Source organism: Saccharomonospora sp. NB11 (genome assembly GCF_015910535.1).
GTDB lineage: Bacteria > Actinomycetota > Actinomycetes > Mycobacteriales > Pseudonocardiaceae > Saccharomonospora.
The window spans coordinates 223,798-240,408 of the sequence record NZ_JACBJG010000002.1 but is presented as its reverse complement, the minus strand read 5'-3'; the positions used below and the strand labels follow the sequence as shown (position 1 = coordinate 240,408).

15 protein-coding genes are annotated in these 16,611 nt (G+C 69.9%); 10 read left to right on the top strand and 5 right to left on the bottom strand.

The window, feature by feature from the left end; all coding sequences use genetic code 11:
* Position 1: 1 nt before the first annotated feature.
* Positions 2-1,273, bottom strand: coding sequence for a threonine ammonia-lyase IlvA (ilvA, locus tag JAV51_RS03395; protein ID WP_197319129.1), 1,272 nt, complete (start codon positions 1,271-1,273; stop codon positions 2-4).
* A gap of 231 nt (positions 1,274-1,504) precedes the next feature.
* Between ilvA and JAV51_RS03390 the strand changes: the two genes are divergently transcribed.
* From JAV51_RS03390 to JAV51_RS03375, 4 genes are all read left to right on the top strand, one after another.
* A complete protein-coding gene (locus tag JAV51_RS03390) occupies positions 1,505-3,592 on the top strand; it encodes an acyltransferase family protein (protein WP_197319128.1) in 2,088 nt (695 codons plus the stop codon).
* A 112-nt stretch (positions 3,593-3,704) separates the two neighbouring features.
* Positions 3,705-3,974: a GlsB/YeaQ/YmgE family stress response membrane protein gene (locus JAV51_RS03385; RefSeq protein ID WP_197319127.1), complete on the top strand. Its 270-nt coding sequence runs from the start codon at positions 3,705-3,707 to the stop codon at positions 3,972-3,974.
* Positions 3,975-4,069: 95 nt separating this feature from the next.
* Entirely contained in the window at positions 4,070-5,038 is a 969-nt protein-coding gene (locus tag JAV51_RS03380) for an NADPH:quinone oxidoreductase family protein (protein WP_197319126.1), read from the top strand.
* A 184-nt stretch (positions 5,039-5,222) separates the two neighbouring features.
* Positions 5,223-5,900, top strand: a complete 678-nt coding sequence (locus JAV51_RS03375) for an MBL fold metallo-hydrolase (RefSeq protein ID WP_197319125.1) — start codon at positions 5,223-5,225, stop codon at positions 5,898-5,900.
* A gap of 4 nt (positions 5,901-5,904) precedes the next feature.
* Here the strand turns inward: JAV51_RS03375 and JAV51_RS03370 are convergent, their stop codons facing one another.
* Entirely contained in the window at positions 5,905-6,138 is a 234-nt protein-coding gene (locus tag JAV51_RS03370) for a hypothetical protein (protein ID WP_197319124.1), read from the bottom strand.
* Positions 6,139-6,320: 182 nt separating this feature from the next.
* Complete coding sequence (locus JAV51_RS03365) at positions 6,321-7,583, bottom strand: FAD-binding oxidoreductase (protein WP_197319123.1); 1,263 nt, start codon at positions 7,581-7,583, stop codon at positions 6,321-6,323.
* Between the two features lie 144 nt (positions 7,584-7,727).
* On the opposite strand from JAV51_RS03365, the gene JAV51_RS03360 reads away from it, so the two are divergent.
* Positions 7,728-9,254 carry a CdaR family transcriptional regulator gene (locus tag JAV51_RS03360; protein WP_197319122.1) on the top strand — a complete coding sequence of 509 codons (1,527 nt, stop codon included), beginning with the start codon at positions 7,728-7,730 and terminating at the stop codon, positions 9,252-9,254.
* Positions 9,255-9,267: 13 nt separating this feature from the next.
* On the opposite strand, the gene betT is transcribed toward JAV51_RS03360, so the two are convergent.
* Positions 9,268-11,409 carry a choline BCCT transporter BetT gene (gene betT / locus JAV51_RS03355; RefSeq protein WP_374058966.1) on the bottom strand — a complete coding sequence of 714 codons (2,142 nt, stop codon included), beginning with the start codon at positions 11,407-11,409 and terminating at the stop codon, positions 9,268-9,270.
* A gap of 162 nt (positions 11,410-11,571) precedes the next feature.
* On the opposite strand from betT, the gene JAV51_RS03350 reads away from it, so the two are divergent.
* Positions 11,572-13,041: an aldehyde dehydrogenase family protein gene (locus JAV51_RS03350; protein ID WP_197319121.1), complete on the top strand. Its 1,470-nt coding sequence runs from the start codon at positions 11,572-11,574 to the stop codon at positions 13,039-13,041.
* A 35-nt stretch (positions 13,042-13,076) separates the two neighbouring features.
* On the opposite strand, the gene JAV51_RS03345 is transcribed toward JAV51_RS03350, so the two are convergent.
* Positions 13,077-13,412 (bottom strand): hypothetical protein, encoded by a 336-nt coding sequence (locus JAV51_RS03345; RefSeq protein WP_197319120.1) that lies wholly within the window; start codon positions 13,410-13,412, stop codon positions 13,077-13,079.
* Positions 13,413-13,566: 154 nt separating this feature from the next.
* Here JAV51_RS03345 and JAV51_RS03340 point away from each other — a divergent pair, with 154 nt between their 5' ends.
* From JAV51_RS03340 to JAV51_RS03325, 4 genes are all read left to right on the top strand, one after another.
* Positions 13,567-13,836 carry a DUF1876 domain-containing protein gene (locus tag JAV51_RS03340; RefSeq protein ID WP_197319119.1) on the top strand — a complete coding sequence of 90 codons (270 nt, stop codon included), beginning with the start codon at positions 13,567-13,569 and terminating at the stop codon, positions 13,834-13,836.
* 95 nt (positions 13,837-13,931) lie between these two features.
* On the top strand, positions 13,932-15,674 hold the full coding sequence (locus JAV51_RS03335; RefSeq protein ID WP_197319118.1) for a GAF domain-containing protein: 1,743 nt from the start codon (positions 13,932-13,934) through the stop codon (positions 15,672-15,674).
* A 71-nt stretch (positions 15,675-15,745) separates the two neighbouring features.
* Positions 15,746-16,048 (top strand): hypothetical protein, encoded by a 303-nt coding sequence (locus JAV51_RS03330; protein WP_197319117.1) that lies wholly within the window; start codon positions 15,746-15,748, stop codon positions 16,046-16,048.
* A gap of 179 nt (positions 16,049-16,227) precedes the next feature.
* Positions 16,228-16,560, top strand: coding sequence for a lipopolysaccharide assembly protein LapA domain-containing protein (locus JAV51_RS03325; protein WP_197319116.1), 333 nt, complete (start codon positions 16,228-16,230; stop codon positions 16,558-16,560).
* Positions 16,561-16,611 lie beyond the last annotated feature (51 nt).

Sequence of the window (16,611 nt, the reverse complement as noted above, 5' to 3'; positions counted from 1 at the left end):
GTCAGGTCAGGAAGGTGAACAGCGGGCTGTCCGGCTCCACGCGCTGGATACGGTGAGGCACCCGCTGCATCCGTTCGAGGATCGCGGGCAGATTCTCCGCGGCACCGAGTTCGAGGCCCACGAGCGCGGGCCCGGTCTCGCGGTTGTTGCGCTTGACGTACTCGAAGAGCGTGATGTCGTCGTCGGGGCCGAGGACGTCGTCGAGGAATCGGCGCAGTGCGCCCGGCTCCTGCGGGAACTCGACCAGGAAGTAGTGCTTCTTGCCCTCGTGGATGAGGGCTCGTTCGACGATCTCGGCGTAGCGGCTGACGTCGTTGTTGCCACCCGAGAGCACGCAGACGACCGTGGCGCCGTCGGGCAGGTCCAGTTCGTCGAGGCCGAGCGCGGCCGAGGCGAGGGCGCCCGCGGGCTCGCTGATGATGCCGTCGGTCTGGTAGAGGTCGAGCATCTCCACGCAGATGCGTCCTTCGGGCACGGCCACGAGCCGAGGTTCGTGGTGGGCGGCGAGGGCGTGGGTGTACTCGCCGACCCTGCGCACCGCCGCGCCGTCGACGAACGGGTCGAGCTCGTCCAGGGAGGTGGGACCGCCCCGTGCCAGCGCGAGCGCCATGCTCGTCGCACCCTGTGGTTCGGCGCCGATCACGTCGACCTGCGGGTGCCGTTCCCGCAGCCACGCGAGCACGCCGCCGAGCAGGCCGCCGCCTCCGACGGGCACGACCACCGCGTCGGGTGCGTAGCCGAGTTGATCGACGATCTCCTTGGCGACGGTTCCCTGGCCCGCGATGGTGCGGGGGTCGTCGAACGCGGGAATGAGCACAGCACCGGTGTCGGTGGCGTCCTGTTGCGCGGCCGACGCGGCGTCGTCGTAGGTCTCGCCCGAGACGATCACCCGCACGTGCTTGCCGCCCAGCAGCGCCACCCGTTCACGCTTCTGACGCGGGGTGGTCCGCGGCAGGTAGACGCGCGCCTCGACACCCAGCGCCGCCGCCGCGTACGCGACGCCCTGCGCGTGGTTGCCCGCGCTGGCGCACACGACGCCGCGACCACGTTGGCTCTCGGTCAGGCGGCTCGCGAGGTTGTACGCGCCGCGCACCTTGTACGAGCGAACGGAGTTCAGATCCTCCCGCTTGAGTCGGACGTCCAGACCGTATCGGCGCGACAGCCGCTCGTTGCGGTGCAGCGGTGTGGGCGGGATGACGTCCGCGAGTTGGTCGGCTGCGGCGTCGACGTCGACCGCGGTCACGGCCGGGTGCCTCGGGGTCTGTTCGGCCACGTCCTTCTCCCTGCGGGGTCGACAGCGGTGCACAACCTGCCACCTGCTGCTTTCACGCTAGCAGTCGTGCCGTGGCCCCCGTGTCCGGGCGAAATGCACCATCCGTGACGGGCGGCCAGCGAACTGTACCTACCCACGCGTCGGGCCCCCTCGCGGAGGGGATACCGTGCCATCGCTGCGTTCGGGTTGCGCGAGGCGGCCCGAGTAGGTATCAGGGAGGACCTTCCGGCGATGACCACGTTGCGGGAACCTGTGCGGGAGGAGAGCGCGTCCGCACCGACGTCGCGGCAGCCACGCAAGTTCCGACCGGAACTCCAGGGACTGCGTGCTCTCGCTGCCGCGTTGGTGGTCGCGTACCACGTGTGGCTCGACCGCATCTCGGGTGGCGTGGACGTCTTCCTCTTCGTGTCCGGTTTCCTCATCACCGGGCAGCTCTACCGCGCGAGCGTGCGTGGCCGCATCGAGTACCGGTCGTTCTGGGGCCGGATGTTCAAGCGGTTGCTCCCGGCCGCACTGACGGTCCTCGTCGCCACGATGGCGGTGTCCCTGCTGTGGCTGCCGGAACACCGGTGGTCGCAGATGGCCAAGGAGATCATCGCCTCGGCGCTGTTCTACGAGAACTGGCAGTTGGTCTCCGACTCGGCCGACTACTTCGCGCAGCACAGCTCGGCCAGCCTCATGCAGCACTTCTGGTCGCTGTCGATCCAGGGCCAGTTCTACCTGGTGTGGCCGCTGATGATCGGTGTGCTGCTGCTGATCGTGCGGTGGCTGAACTGGAACATGCGCACGACGCTGCTCGCGGTGCTCGGGCTGCTGTTCGCCGGCTCCCTGACCTTCTCGATCTGGCTCACCGCCGTCAACCAGCCGCTGGCGTACTTCCACTCGGGTACCCGCGTGTGGCAGTTCGCGTTGGGTGGCCTGCTCGCCCTGACGATCGACCGGATCGTGCTGCCGCGCTGGCTGGCGTTGCTCGCGGGCTGGCTCGGGGTCGTCGGGCTGGCCACGTGTGGCGTGATCCTGCAGGTCGGCACGATGTTCCCGGGGTACGCGGCGCTGTGGCCGATGGTGTCGGCGGCGCTGGTGCTGCTCGCCGGTGCGACGGGCAGCTCGATCGGCGCCGACCGCTTCCTGTCCTCGCGTCCGTTGATCTACCTCGGCAACATCAGCTACGCCCTGTACCTGTGGCACTGGCCGGTGCTGCTCTTCTACTTGATCGTGCGCGGCCGGACCGAGGTCGGTCTGGTCGGCGGCGCGGGCGTGATCGGGCTGTCGGTCGTGCTCGCGATGCTGACCTACCACCTGATCGAGAAGCCCGTCCGGGAGTCGAAGATCGGTGTGGAGAAGCGCTGGGGTGCCTACCGGTTCGCCGTTCTCGTGCTGGTGCCCGTGATCGCCGCCGCGGTCGTGTGGCAGGACGTCAGCGTCAAGCGGGCGCGGTTCGAGTACCAGGCCGACGACCCGGACCACCCCGGCGCCGCCGCTGTGGCGACCGGTGCGCCCATCTACGACCCGGAGAAGTCGGTCGTGCCGCCGTTCGCCGCCCTGCCGTACGAGTGGATCGGGTGGAAGCGCGGCGAGTGCTCCACGGTCACGGAGGGAGGCGTCGTCGGTGAGGGCGGTGTCGAGGTCCGTACCTGCATCGTCAAGCCGTTGAACGGCGCGGAGCCGAAGAAGCGCGTCGTCGTGGTCGGCGACTCCCACTCGATGCAGCTCATGGGCGCGATGCGCGGGATCTCCGAACGTCTCGACTGGGAGCTGGTGGTGCTGGGCAAGCCGGGCTGCCCGCTGACCGCCACCGAGGAGCTGCCGAACAACGAGAGCTGCGTCATCTGGAACCGCTTCATCCTGCCGAAGATCATCGATCTGCAGCCGGACGCGGTGGTGACCATGGCCACTCGGGACGTGCGGGTCGGACTGCAGGAGTGGACCCCCGAGGGCTACGTCCGGCAGTGGGAGCGGTTGAACGAGGCGGGCATCCCGGTCGCCGCGATCCGCGACAACCCGCGCTTCGACTTCGAGCCCGCGGGCTGCGCGCAGATCCAGGGAATCACGTCCGAGAAGTGCGGTCACCCGCGCGACGAGATGTACCACGCAGTGCCGCCGTACGAGACGATGCCGGTGCCGCCGAACACCTCGTTCGTCGACCTCAGCGACTACTTCTGCACGCCGACGCACTGCCCGCCGGTGATCGGCAACGTGCTGGTGTACATGGACGACAACCACGTCAGCGACACCTTCATGAAGACGCTGTCGCCGGTGCTCCAGACCAAGCTGCTCGCCGCGTTGGGCTGGGAGGACACGGCCTCGACGCCGCAGTGACGGTGGCCTGACGACGTCAGCGGGGCCCGAGTCGCGCCTACGGTCGGCTCGGGCCCTTCGTCGGCTTGGCGTCGCCGTGTCGGATGATCGAAAAGCCCGTAGGGTGAGTCCCATGGGTGTACTGGGTTGGATCGTTCTCGGACTGCTCGCCGGCGGCATCGCGAAGCTGCTCATGCCGGGGCGCGATCCCGGCGGTTGTGTGATCACGATTCTGTTGGGCATCGGTGGTGCGCTGCTCGGAGGGTGGATCGGGCGCAACGCATTCGATACCGACCTCGGTACGTTCTTCGACCTGCGCACGTGGGGGCTGGCGATCCTCGGCGCCCTCGTCATCCTGGTGCTCTATCGCGTCGTGATCGGCTCGGGCCGACGGCGAGACTGAACCGTGACGGGTGTGGCCGCTGACACACCTTCCCCGATGGGTGAGCGCTTGCTTAGTATGGTGCGCAGTGTCGCCCTCTGACGAAGGAGTCGCCCATGCGAGCTGCGCAGATCACCAGCCTCGACGGCCCCGCCGCGGTACGAGTGGCCGACGTCGAGGAACCACTCGGCTCCGACGGCGTGGTGGTGATCGACGTTCATGCGGCCGGGGTGACGTTCCCCGACGTGCTCCAGACACGCGGGCTGTACCAGTACAAGCCGGAGCTGCCTTTCATCCCCGGGACGGAGGTCGCCGGCGTGGTGCGCTCGGCCCCGGCCGACGCGTCCGTGCGGGCGGGTGACCGGGTCGCCGCGTTCCCCGGGCTGGGAGGCTTCGCCGAGACGGTGGCCGTGTCGCCCGACGCCGTGTTCCCCGTGCCCGACACGACGTCGTTCGTCGCCGCCGCTGCGCTGCCGATGAACTACCTCACCGTGCACTTCGCGCTCACCCGGCGCGGTGGACTCCGTGAGGGGGAGACCGTGCTCGTGCACGGTGCCGGTGGGGGTGTCGGCACGGCGGCGGTGCAGCTCGCGTCGGCGCTCGGCGCGCGCGTGATCGCGGTGACGTCGTCGACGGAGAAGGGCGAGGTCGCCCGTCGGGCCGGGGCGCACGAGGTGATCGCGCCCGAGGGTTTCCGGGACGCGGCTCGGGACCTGACGGACGGCTCCGGGGTGGACCTCGTCGTCGACCCGGTGGGAGGCGACCGGTTCACCGACTCGCTGCGCAGCCTCGCGCCGGAGGGCCGTCTGCTGGTCGTGGGGTTCACGGCGGGCGAGATCCCCACGGTGAAGGTCAACCGCCTGCTGCTCAACAACATCTCCGTCGTCGGCGTCGGCTGGGGCGCGTTCTGGGGGAAGCGACCCGCCTACCTGCAGGAGCAGTGGGCCGAGCTTCGTCCGTTGCTCGACGCGGGAGTGCTCGACCCGCCGATCGGCGCGACCTATGCCCTGGAGGACATCGCCGCCGCACTGACCGAACTGGACACCCGCGCGGCGAGGGGCAAGGTCGTCATCAAGCTCCGCTGACCCGGCTCCGGCTCTGTCGGCGACTCCTGCACGCATGTCGGCGCCGCAGGACGCCGACATGCGTGCGCAGGACGCTGGCAGGCGTGCGCAGGACGCCGACATGCGTGCGCAGGACGCTGGCAGGCGTTCGCTGGGCGCGGACACGGCTGCGGTGGGATGGCGAGGGTCGCTAGCGTCACGCGGCATGGACCTCATTGCCGTCACCCCTCGGCTGCACCTGCTCCGGTTCGACGTGGGGCAGTGCTACCTCTGGCGGGACGACCACGGTCTCACGCTCGTGGATTCGGGGCCGCGTGGAAGCGGCGACGAGATCGCCGACGCGGTCGAACGGATCGGTGGCTCACGTGCCGCCTTGCACACCGTGGTCGTCACGCATGGCCACGGCGACCACACGGGATCGCTCGCGGAGATCCGTCGCTGGAGCGACGCCCCGGTGCTCGCACACGAACTCGAAGCCGACTGTGTCGGCGGCGACCGCGCTCCCTCTCCGCCCGTGCTCGAAGAGTGGGAGCGACCGTTGTACGCCCGGGTCGAGGAACATCTGGCCGGACCTCCGGCTCCGGTCGACGCCACGGTGGCACACGGTGACGTCCTGTATGGAGGCTTGCGCGTTCTGCACGTTCCGGGGCACACCGAGGGCAGCATTGCCCTGTACGAACCGGATCACCGCGTGTTGTTCACCGGCGACACGCTCGCCGAACACGACGGAGCCGTGATCCCGGGCGTGTTCAACAGGGACCGAACCGAGCTGATGCGCTCGATCCGAGCCCTGTCCGAACTGGACGTCGAGACACTGTGTTTCGGCCATGGCGACCCGGTGGTCCGTGCGGCAGGGGCGGCCCTGCGACGGCTGGTGGCGTGAGTCGTCACTCCACGGCGGAGGCCACGTCGACGACTTTGTCGTGACGGACCCACACCGGCTCGGCGTCGGCTTCGGCGTCGTCGGGTCGGGTCGGGAACCACAACACCGAGGTGTACGGGTCGACGATCGGGTAGGCGACCACCTCGCCGCTGAGAAAGAGCTTCTCCATCCCGATCGGTGTTCCCGCGAGGTAGGTGATCCGGTCACCGACGACGATCTGGTCGGCAGTCTTGTTCATGAACGGTCCCTCCGGACGCATCCGGACCCCAGTGGTGGGCGTACTTCTGACGCGTCAAACGGTAGGACCGCAACGGGCGAGGTGAAAATTGCGTCACAGGAACGGGTGTCAACCGACCAGGTGCAATCGCCGACACGCCGAGCCTGTCGGCCGGTCACAGTGGACCGGCCGACCGACACGACTCACCGCAGCGGATCGACCGCCCGCAACGCCTCGGGCTGCTTGCCCGTCACGATCTGCTCGGCGAGCAGGCGACCGGTGATGGGGCCTTGCGTGTACCCCCACATGCCGTGCCCGCCTGCGACGTACAGGTTCGAAACGGTCGTCGCACCGATGAGGGGCTTGCCGTCCGGAGTCACCGGTCGGGGACCCACCCACTCGTCGGTGCGCTCTTCCCAGTGCACGCCGTCGAGCAGGTTGCGGGCCGAGGAGACGATGGCCTCGATGCGGGCCGGGACCAGCGGCGCGTCCGCGCCCTGGAACTCCATCGTGCCCGCCACCCGCAGCGCACCCCGGTACGGCGTGCAGGCCACGCGGACGTGCGGCAGGTACACCGGGTTCGGCACCGGACGGTCGGTGGGCACGGTGAACGAGTAGCCCCGACCGGCGCGGACCGGCACCCGCACACCCTTGCTGCGCGCGAGCCGGTTCAGCCACGCGCCGGTGGCCACCACGCCCACGTCGCCCGAAACCGTGTCTCCCGACCGCGACTCCAGTGTGACCGACTGGCGGTGCGTGCGGATGTCGGTGACGTCGAATCCGGTTCGGATCTCGCCGCCCCGTCGGCGGACGGCGTCGGCGAGGGCGTGCACGAACGCGCCCGGGTCGACGTAGCGCTGGCCTTCGAGTTGCACACCCGCGGTGATACGCCCGGAGGCCTGCGGGGCGAGCTCACGGAGTTCGTCGCCTTCGAGCCCGCGGTAGGCGATGTGACCGCCGGAGTCATTGATGCGGCGAAGCTCCTTCAAAAGTCCCACGGCCTGCGTGCGGTTCTCGAACAACGCGGTGATCGGCGCGCTCGTGGTGGGCGCCTCCACACCGGACGAGGTGAGGGTGTCGAACGCGGCGAGGCACTCGGCGTTGAAGGGCAGGTTGGCGCGGGCCGCGCGTTCCCACGCACCCCAGGTGCAGTGGGCGGCGAACTGGGTGAGGAAGCTCCACAGCCCGAGGTCGGGCGTGAAGGGCACGTGCAGTGGCGCCTTCGGGTCGAGCAGGGTGCGCAGACCGTACTTGAGGACGCTCGGTTCGTTCAGCGGGATCGCGAGGCCGGGGGACAGCCAACCCGCGTTGCCCCAGGACGCACCCGCGGCGACGTCGTCGCGATCCACCACGGTGACCTCGACGCCGTGGTCCTGCAGGAACCAGGCGGTCGAGAGACCCACGATCCCCGCGCCGACCACCACAGCCGTTCGGGGACCGCCGTCGATGCGTGTGTTTCCGTTCATGACCGCCTGCCTCCTCGTGGGCGTGGGCTGTGTGCGTCGTTGCGTCCTCCAGAGTGACCGACCACACGCGTCCGGCGGTTGTCGGATCCGGACAATCTGATGCCGACCCTTTGTACGACGGAGTCCAAGGGAACACTCGGGACCATGGTGACACTGGATCGGCTCATCAACGTCCTCGGTGGATACGGCGTTCGCTCCTGGGCGCGCGTGCCGTCCCGGGACACCGAGCTGCACAGCGTCGTGGTGCACGACCCGGCGGACAGCGGGACACCGGTCGGCGACGTGTTGTTGGCGGTCGGGGTGCGGGACGCGCGGGACGCCGTGGACTTGGCGGTGGCCGCGCAGGCGACCGTCGTGCTGGTGCACGGTTCGGTCACCGGTGACGCGACGCGGGTGCGGGCGGAGAGCCACGGTGTGGCCGTGCTGTTGGTGGACCCGGCCGTGTCGTGGAGCAAGATCTGCGGGGTCGTCTACGGCCTGGTGCTGGAGGGCCGCGAGACCGGCTCGGGTCGCGGTCCGAGCGACCTGTTCGCGCTGGCCGACGCGATCGCGGGCACCGTCGGCGGCCAGGTGACCGTCGAGGACCGGCTGTCGCGGGTCGTCGCCTACTCGTCGCTGCAACAGGACGCCGATCCGGCCCGCCTCGACACGATCCTCGGCCGCCGCGTGTCGGAGCCCGTGCGGCGGTTGTTCTCCGAGCGTGGGGTCTTCCGCCACCTCGGGACCTCGGAGGAGCCGCTGTTCGTGGCGCCCTCGCCGGAACACGGGCTGCGGGGGCGCATGGTGGCGGGCGTGCGGGCAGGCAGGGAGTTGCTCGGGTCGGTGTGGGTGACCTGCGACGAACCGCTCGCCGGGCGGCGCTTGCGCGCCCTGAAGGACGGTGCGGAGGCGGTGGCGCTGCACCTGCTGCGCTTCCGCGTGAGTGCCGACCTCGAACGCCAGGTGGAGTCGGAGCTGGTCGTGCAACTGCTGGAGGGCACGCCGGAGGCGGCCTCGGTGTGCAGCAAGCTCGGCCTGCCCCCGGAGACGTTCCGGGTGGTGGCCATGCAGGCCCACGCCGACGACGAACGGCACGCCGCGGTGCTGCTCGTCTACGACCGCGCCACCACGGGTTTCGGCTGGTCGCGGCCCGGTCGGAGCACGCTCTTCGGCAACACGGTCTACACCGTGCTGCCGTGCGGGGACGATCCGACGCCCGCGCGGACGTGGGTGCACGACCTGGTGCGTGACCTGCCCGAGCACGTCACGGTGTCGGCGGGCATCGGCGGTGTGTGCGAGGTGACGCAGTTGCCCGCGGGCAGGCAGGAGGCGGACGAGTGCCTGGCCCTGCACGTCACCCGGCCGGGCGCAGGACCCGTGGACTACGACGCCGCGTGGTCGGACATCCTGCTCCAGCGACTGCGCACGGCGGCCGGGTCGGGGCGGCAACCACGCCGGGGTCCGATCGTGGAACTCGCCGCCCACGACGCTGCGCACAACACCCGTTACGTCGCGACGCTGCGGGCGTGGTTGGAGGCTCAAGGCGACCTCGGGGCCGCGGCGGCGGCGCTCGACGTGCACCCCAACACGGTCCGCTACCGCATGCGGCGGATGAGCGAGCTGGTGCGGTTGCGGCTCGACGACCCGAAGACCCGGCTCGCTCTCGTCATCGCCCTGGCCGCTGTCGAGTAGCGGGCGGCACCGCTCAACGGGGACTCTCGCCCTCGTCCTCCGAGGCCGTCTCGTGCGGTTGTGGTGGCGTGTGGTCGGGGAACACGTGGCGGGCCTCGGTCTCGCGATGGAGCCGCAGGAATTCGAGATGCCGCTCGTACTGGTCCAGGACGTCGCCGATGAGCTGATCGCGCGTGTAGCCCATGACGTCGTAGTCCTGCCCGCCCTCGGCGAGGTGGACCTCCATGCGGTAGTAGCGGTCGTGCTCGGCCACCGACCGCATGGCGAACGTCGGGGTCGGTCGCTCCACCGGCCGAATCCGGTAGCCGAAGTGTTGCTCGGTCCCGAGCGGGACGCGCAGGGTGAGATCCGGCAGTGCGCTCTCGGGTTCGGTCTCCTCGCTGACGGTGGCTTCCACGCCGCGATCGGCAAGTGCCCGGGCCACGTCGTGCAGAGCCGGGCGGCAGACGTCGTCGAGGAACCGCAACGCCGCGCGTCGGCCGGGGAAGCTGAGCGTTCGGGCGAGTCGATGACGCCAGGTGCGGGCCGCTCCCGGCGCGGTCGTGCGCACCGACAGCGACGACGGCAGCGTGGTGCGCAGGGCTTCCTCGCGGAACCGTTCCACCCGTAACGCCCGGTAGAGGCCCCAGATGATCAAGAACATCACGACGGAGAACGGCAGGCCCATGATGATGGTGGCGCTGGTGAGAGCGTCGACGCCGCCCACGATGAGCATCGCCATGGTGAGCAGACCGGTGGCGATCGCCCAGAAGATCCGCAGCCACGGCCGGGCGTCGGTGATCGGCGTGGGCAGGCGGGAACTCAGATTGGCCATCACGAGGGCACCGGAGTCGGCCGACGTCACGTACAACAACAGGCCCACGAAGGTGGCGAGCCCGGCGCTGAACGTCACCCCCGGGTACTGGTCGAGCAGGCCGTAGAAGCCCTGCTCCGGCGCGTTCATCGCGGTCTCGCCGAACTGGGCGTTGCCCTGCCGGACGACGCTGATCGCGCTGTTGCCGAACACCGACAGGAACGTGAGGGTGAACAGGAACGGCACGATCAGCGTCGCGGCGACGAACTCGCGGAGGGTACGGCCACGCGAGATGCGGGCGAGGAACAGTCCGACGAAGGGCGCCCAGGCGATCCACCAGGCCCAGAAGAACAGGGTCCAGTCGTTCAGCCAGTCCACCGGCTGGTCGTAGGCGAACGTGTTGAGCGTCATCGACGGGAACCGGCTGATGTAGTCGCCGATGTTGAGCACGAGCGTGTTGAGCAGGTGGATGGGGCCTTCGAGCACCAACACGTACACCATGAGCACCGCGGCGAGCAGGATGTTGAGCTGCGACAGTCTGCGGATGCCGCGGTCGACGCCCGACACCGCCGAGGCCGTGGCCATGAGCACCGCGAGCACGACGAGCGCGAGTTGGGCTGCCACGCCCTCGGGGATGCCGAACATGAAGCGCAGGCCGTAGTTGAGCTGCACGACCCCGATGCCGAGGGACACGGAGATGCCGAAGATGGTGCCGATGATCGCCGCGAGGTCGACGGCGTCGCCGGACCGGCCGTGGATGCGTCGACCGATGAGCGGGTACAGCGCCGAGCGGATTGCCAAAGGGAGCCGGTAGCGGAACGCGAAGTAACCCAGCGCCATGCCCATGAGGGCGTACATCGCCCAGCCCGTGATGCCGTAGTGGAACAGCGTCCACACGACGGCCTGTCGGGCCGCTTCGACCGTCTCGCCCGTCCCCTCCGGCGGAGCGAGGTAGTGGCTGACGGGACCGGACACGGAGAAGAACATCAAGTCGATGCCGATGCCCGCCGCGAACAGCATGGCCGCCCACGAGAACACGCCGTAGTCGGGTGTGGCGTGCTGCGGGCCGAGCTTGACCTTGCCGTAGCGCGAGAAGGCCACGAAAAGCGCGAACACCAGGTACAGCGTGGCGGCCAGGAAGTAGTACCAGCCGAACCCGCGCGAGATCCAGTACACCGCGCTGCCGATGGCGTCGGAGGCGCCGGTCGGCGTGATGATGGCCCACAGGGACAGCGCGACGATGAGCAGCGCGGCCCCGAGGAACACGCTGTACTTCAGCCCGCTCTCCCGTGTCGTGTCCGGGGTGGACAGTGACCCGGTGTGGGGGTCGTGGGGGCCGTGGTGGCCGTCGTTCGTCGCCAACGCCGCTCCCGTTTCGGCGAAACCGCACCGCCGCGCCGGCCCCGGTGAGCACGTGCGGTGGCCGCGATGTTTGCGTGGAGGACATTTCAGGGCACGTTGTCTTCACGGTAGCGAGACCGGCGGCGTCGCGCTGAGCACGCCGCACTCCGGGAAGGTGGCGCTATGTCCACTCTGTTCGTCGACGGCCGCTGGGTGTCCGCCGTGGCCGGTGGGACCCGACAGGTCGTCAACCCATTCGACCAGTCCGTGGTGCGCACGGTCGACGAGGCGGCGGTGACCGACACGGAGGCCGCCGTCAGGGCCGCGAGACGGGCGTTCGACGACGGCGAGTGGCGTGGGTGGACCGCCCGGCGCCGGTCGTTGCTGCTCCGGCGGGTGGCGGAACTGCTGCAACGCGACCGGGCGGAGATCGCCCGGTTGGAGACGCTCGACACGGGCAAGACGCTGGTGGAGAGCGGCATCGACGTCGACGACGTCACCTCGGTGTTCGAGTACTACGCGACCCAGGCGGAGTCCGATCCCGGACGACTGGTCGACGCGGGTGACCCGGCGGTACGCAGCCGGGTGCTGTACGAACCGATCGGGGTGTGCGCACTCATCGCGCCGTGGAACTACCCGCTGTTGCAGATGTCGTGGAAGGTGGCGCCCGCGCTCGCGGCGGGCAACACGATGATCCTCAAACCCAGCGAGGTCACGCCCCTGACCACGATCAAGCTGGTGGAGCTGCTCGACGAGGCGGGCGTACCACCGGGCGTGGTCAACCTCGTCCTCGGCGCGGGAGACCCGGTGGGCGCGACGTTGACGGAGAGCCCGCAGGTCGACATGGTGTCGTTCACGGGAGGCCTGGACACCGGACGGGCCATCATGGCGTCGGCGGCCCGCACGGTGAAGAAGGTCGCGCTCGAACTGGGCGGCAAGAACCCGAACGTCGTCTTCGCCGACGCCGACTTCGAGGCCGCCATCGACTACGCACTGCTGGCGGTGTTCTTCCACGCCGGTCAGGTGTGTTCCGCCGGTACCCGGCTCGTGGTCGAGGACTCGCTGCACGACGAGTTCGTCACCGAACTCGTGCGGCGGGTGGAGCACATCAAGCTGGGCAACGGGCTCGACCCCGACACCGAGAGCGGACCGCTGGTGTCGGCCGAACACCGGGCGAAGGTGGAGTCGTACACCTCGGTCGCGCTGGATGAGGGGGCGCGGCTGCTCACCGGGGGACGGCGTCCCGACGACCCGAAGTTGGCTCGCGGGTTCTTCTACCTGCCCACCGTGTTCGACGACTGCCACGGCGGGATGCGGATCGTGCAGGAGGAGACGTTCGGCCCGATCATGACTGTCGAGCGGTTCTCGGAGGTCGACGACGCCGTGGAGATCGGCAACGACACGACGTACGGACTCGCGGCGGCCGTGTGGACCAGGGACGCGCGCAAGGCCGAGTACGTGGCGCGGGCGCTGCGTCACGGCACGGTGTGGATCAACGACTTCGGCCCCTATCTCCCGCAGGCGGAATGGGGCGGGTACAAGCGATCCGGTGTGGGCCGCGAACTCGGTCACGCCGGACTGGCGGAGTACCAGGAGGCCAAGCACATCTACGAGAACACGGCACCGGAACCGCAACGCTGGTTCGCCCGCTGAGTTGCCGTGACGCGGTGCGCCGACAAGTTCGGGCGTCAGTGCAGCGCCACGGTCAGCAGCAGGGTGGCGTCGGTCAGCGCGTACACCGAGTGGCGTTCCGGAGGCAGGGTGGCGAGATCGCCCTCCGCCAGCTCCCACTGCCTGCTCGGCGTGCGCAGCAGGACGGTCCCGCCGAGGACGTGCAGTGTGCCGGCGGGTGGGGAGTCGTGTTCCGCCAGCTCCGACTCGGCGAGTAGGGCGATGAGGGTGGACCGCAACGCGTTGCCGGACACGAGCGTGCGGGCGGTGCGGCGGGCCTGCCGTCCTGCGGCCTCGTCCAGCAGCTCGGCGGCCAGCGCGGCGACGGCCGTCACCGTAGGGTGTTCGCTCACCGGGTCCTCCTGTCGCATTCCGGCAACCGTGGTTGTCGTTGCCGCCATCGTGCGCGCCGACGTGGTCGCGCGCCACTCGCGGACCGCTCGGGACGAAAGCCTCTCCCGGCCGCGGTGCCGGTGACCCACAGTGGACGCGAGAGAGGCGATCGACATGGAACACACGAACACGTGGACGATCAACATCGTCATCGACGAGCACGACGGGCAGACCCGGGCCGAGGCGCTGCTGCGCAAGGCCGACGACACGCGGCACACGGGAATCGGTGTGGCGAGGCGGAACCCGCACGACGACGACGTGCCCGCCATCGGTGACGAACTCGCGGTGGCGAGGGCGTTGGCCGACCTGTCGCGTCAGCTCTTGCAGTCCACGGCCACCGACATCGAGGCGATCACCCACCAGCCGGCGCACCTCGTGCGGTGACAGGCGTCTCCTGCGACGCCGGTGGCAGGGCGTGACGGCGCGAGACAGCCGGTGAGCAGCGGATTGACGACGTCGGGCCCGGGTACACGCCCGATATGTCGAGCAGTGCCGAAGCCGGTGGCAGGGAGCAGCGGATGCTGCGCCCGACGCCGGCCACGCGACCGTTGGCCAGGCTGAAGCTCGACGAGCTTCTCGCCGGGGTCCAGAGTCGGCTCACGGAGATCTCCCGCACCAGTGATCGACTCCAGTCGCTGCTGGACGCGGTGCTCGCCGTCAGCGGCCAGCTCGACGTCGACGCCACGCTGCGGCGCACCGTGCGGGCGGCCATGGATCTGGTGGAGGCGCGAAGCGGTGCGTTGACGGTGCTCGACCCCGAGGGCGGAGCACCCGATCAGGTCGCGATCGACCTCGATCGCGACGACCGCGAGAGCGACGACCCGGGTGATCCGGTCGACGCGACGGAACTCTCCGACACGGCGTCGGCCCTGAACGACGCGATCTCGGCGATCGAGGTGCCTCAGGCGCGCACGCCGGAGTCCCGCACGACCCTCGCCGTGCCAGTCCGAGTGCGCGACGAGCCGGTGGGCACGCTCTACGTGAGTCGTCGCCGTGGTGGGGGCGAGTTCAGCGACGACGACGAGATCGTGTTGCGGTCGTTGGCCGCCTCGGCGGGGGTGGCGGTCGAGAACGCGCGGCTGTTCGAGCAGTCGCGGGTGCGTGGTCGGTGGCTGGAAGCCGTGACATCGGTGAACGCGGAGCTGCTGTCCGGCGCGTCGCCCGACCGGTCGTTGCAGCGGCTGGCCGAGGTGGCCGGGGAGCTGTCCCGTGCCGACGCGGCCGTGGTGCTGCTCGACGAAGGCGACGGGGAGCTGTCGGTCGGTGGGGTGTACGGTCCGGTGCCCCGACTCGCGGTGGGTGAGCTGGTCGCGGCGCGAGGCGTGCTCACCGACGTGCTGCGCACCGTCGAGCCCGCGGTCCTCGACGACCTCCGAGACGCCGACACGCGCTTGCCCGCCGGGCTCACCACCCCGTTCGGCCCGGCCGTGGTGGCGCCGCTGCGCAGCGCCGAGGGTGTGCAGGGGGTCCTGCTGGCGTTGCGCAGGCGGGGAGTGAACAGCTTCACGCGGCAGGAGATGACACTCGTGGCCTCGTTCGCCGCGCAGGCGACGGTGGCGTTGCGATTCGCGGACAAGCAGGAGAGCGAGCGGGCCATCGCGCTGCTCGCCGACCGGGATCGCATCGCCTCGGACCTGCACGACCACGTCATCCAGCGGTTGTTCGCCATCGGCATGGGGTTGCAGAGCGTGTCAGGGCGTATCCGCGATCCACACGCCGCCGAACGCGTGCAGGACGCGGTCCGGCGACTCGACCAGACGGTGCGCGAGATTCGCACCTCGATCTTCAACCTGCACTCGCTGGGGACGTCGGCGCACACGAGTCTGCGGCGCAGGCTGCTCGACATCGCGTCGAGCCCACCGTCCGGTGTGGCGACGCCGTCCGTGCGGATCGGGGGCGCACTCGACACGCTCGTCGACGATTCGTTGGGGCGTGACGTCGAGGCGGTGGCTCGCGAGGGGGTCGGCAGACTCGCGCGTCACGCCGTGCGGGCCGACGAACCACCGGAGATCACCCTGGACGTGGACGTCGGCGACCAGGTGACCGTCGATGTCCTGGTCGAGGGTGCCGTGCCACCCTCCGACCTCGACCACAGTGCGTGGCTGGAGGAAATCCAGCGGCGGGCCCACGACAGGGGCGGCGCGGTCCACGTCGACGCCACCGAGTCCTCGGTGCGGCTGATCTGGACGGTCCCGCTGCCCGACCCCGACGGTCCGTCGTAGCGGGACCTTCGGCTCTTCACCGACCGCCGGTCGCGGGAGAGGCTCGAGGTGACCGTCTGGGGAGGGACATCATGACGACTGAGGCCGGTGATCTCGCGGAGCACGTGGCGCAGCAGCTCGCGGCGGTGGTCATCGCCGCGTTACGGCCGGACCCGACCTCGCCCGACTCCGGAGTCGACTCCCGCACCATCGGTGCGGCGGTCGAGCGGTTGGGGACGGAACTCGGTTCGTTGCTGCGCCAACTGGAGGAGCGACCCGCACGGCCCGACGACACCCTTCCCGGCCTGACCACGGCCGACAGTGCGGTGGTGCGCGCGGCCAAGCTCGCACGACAGATCATGTTGTCGGGCAGCCCCGACGGCGATCTTCCGTGACCCGATCGTTGTCGGATCACGGTGCTGTCACGGCGACGGTGACGGTCCGTAGGTCCAGTCCACTGTGGATGTCACCTTGTGGACACAGGGGCGACCGTGGGTGACCGTCGTGTCCGGTCGAGGACGCTCACGGCAGTGGTCACACTGCGAACCACGCCCGACGGCCCGACGATGGAGCCATGAGCACCGACGGCGCCACCCACGGACGCGGCAGACGGGGCGGGAACGCGGGAATTCCGGTCACCGACCGCACTCGGATCGGGGGCGCGTGGGTCGGTGCCATCGTCGCCACGGTGCTGCTCGTGGTGCTGCTGGTCTTCATCTTGCAGAACACCGAGTCCGTCACCGTGCGGTTCCTCGGCACGGCGGGGTCGCTTCCGCTCGGTGTGTCGATGTTGCTGTCCGCTGTGGTCGGTGCGCTCGTGGTCGCCGCGCTGGGTGTGGCTCGGATCGTGCAACTGCGCCGCACGGTCCGCCGCCGAGGTTCTCGGAGCCACCGGGATCACGGTTGAGTGGGGTCTTTCGAATCCAGTCGCCTCCCTCGGGAGCTGATTAGGTGGGGG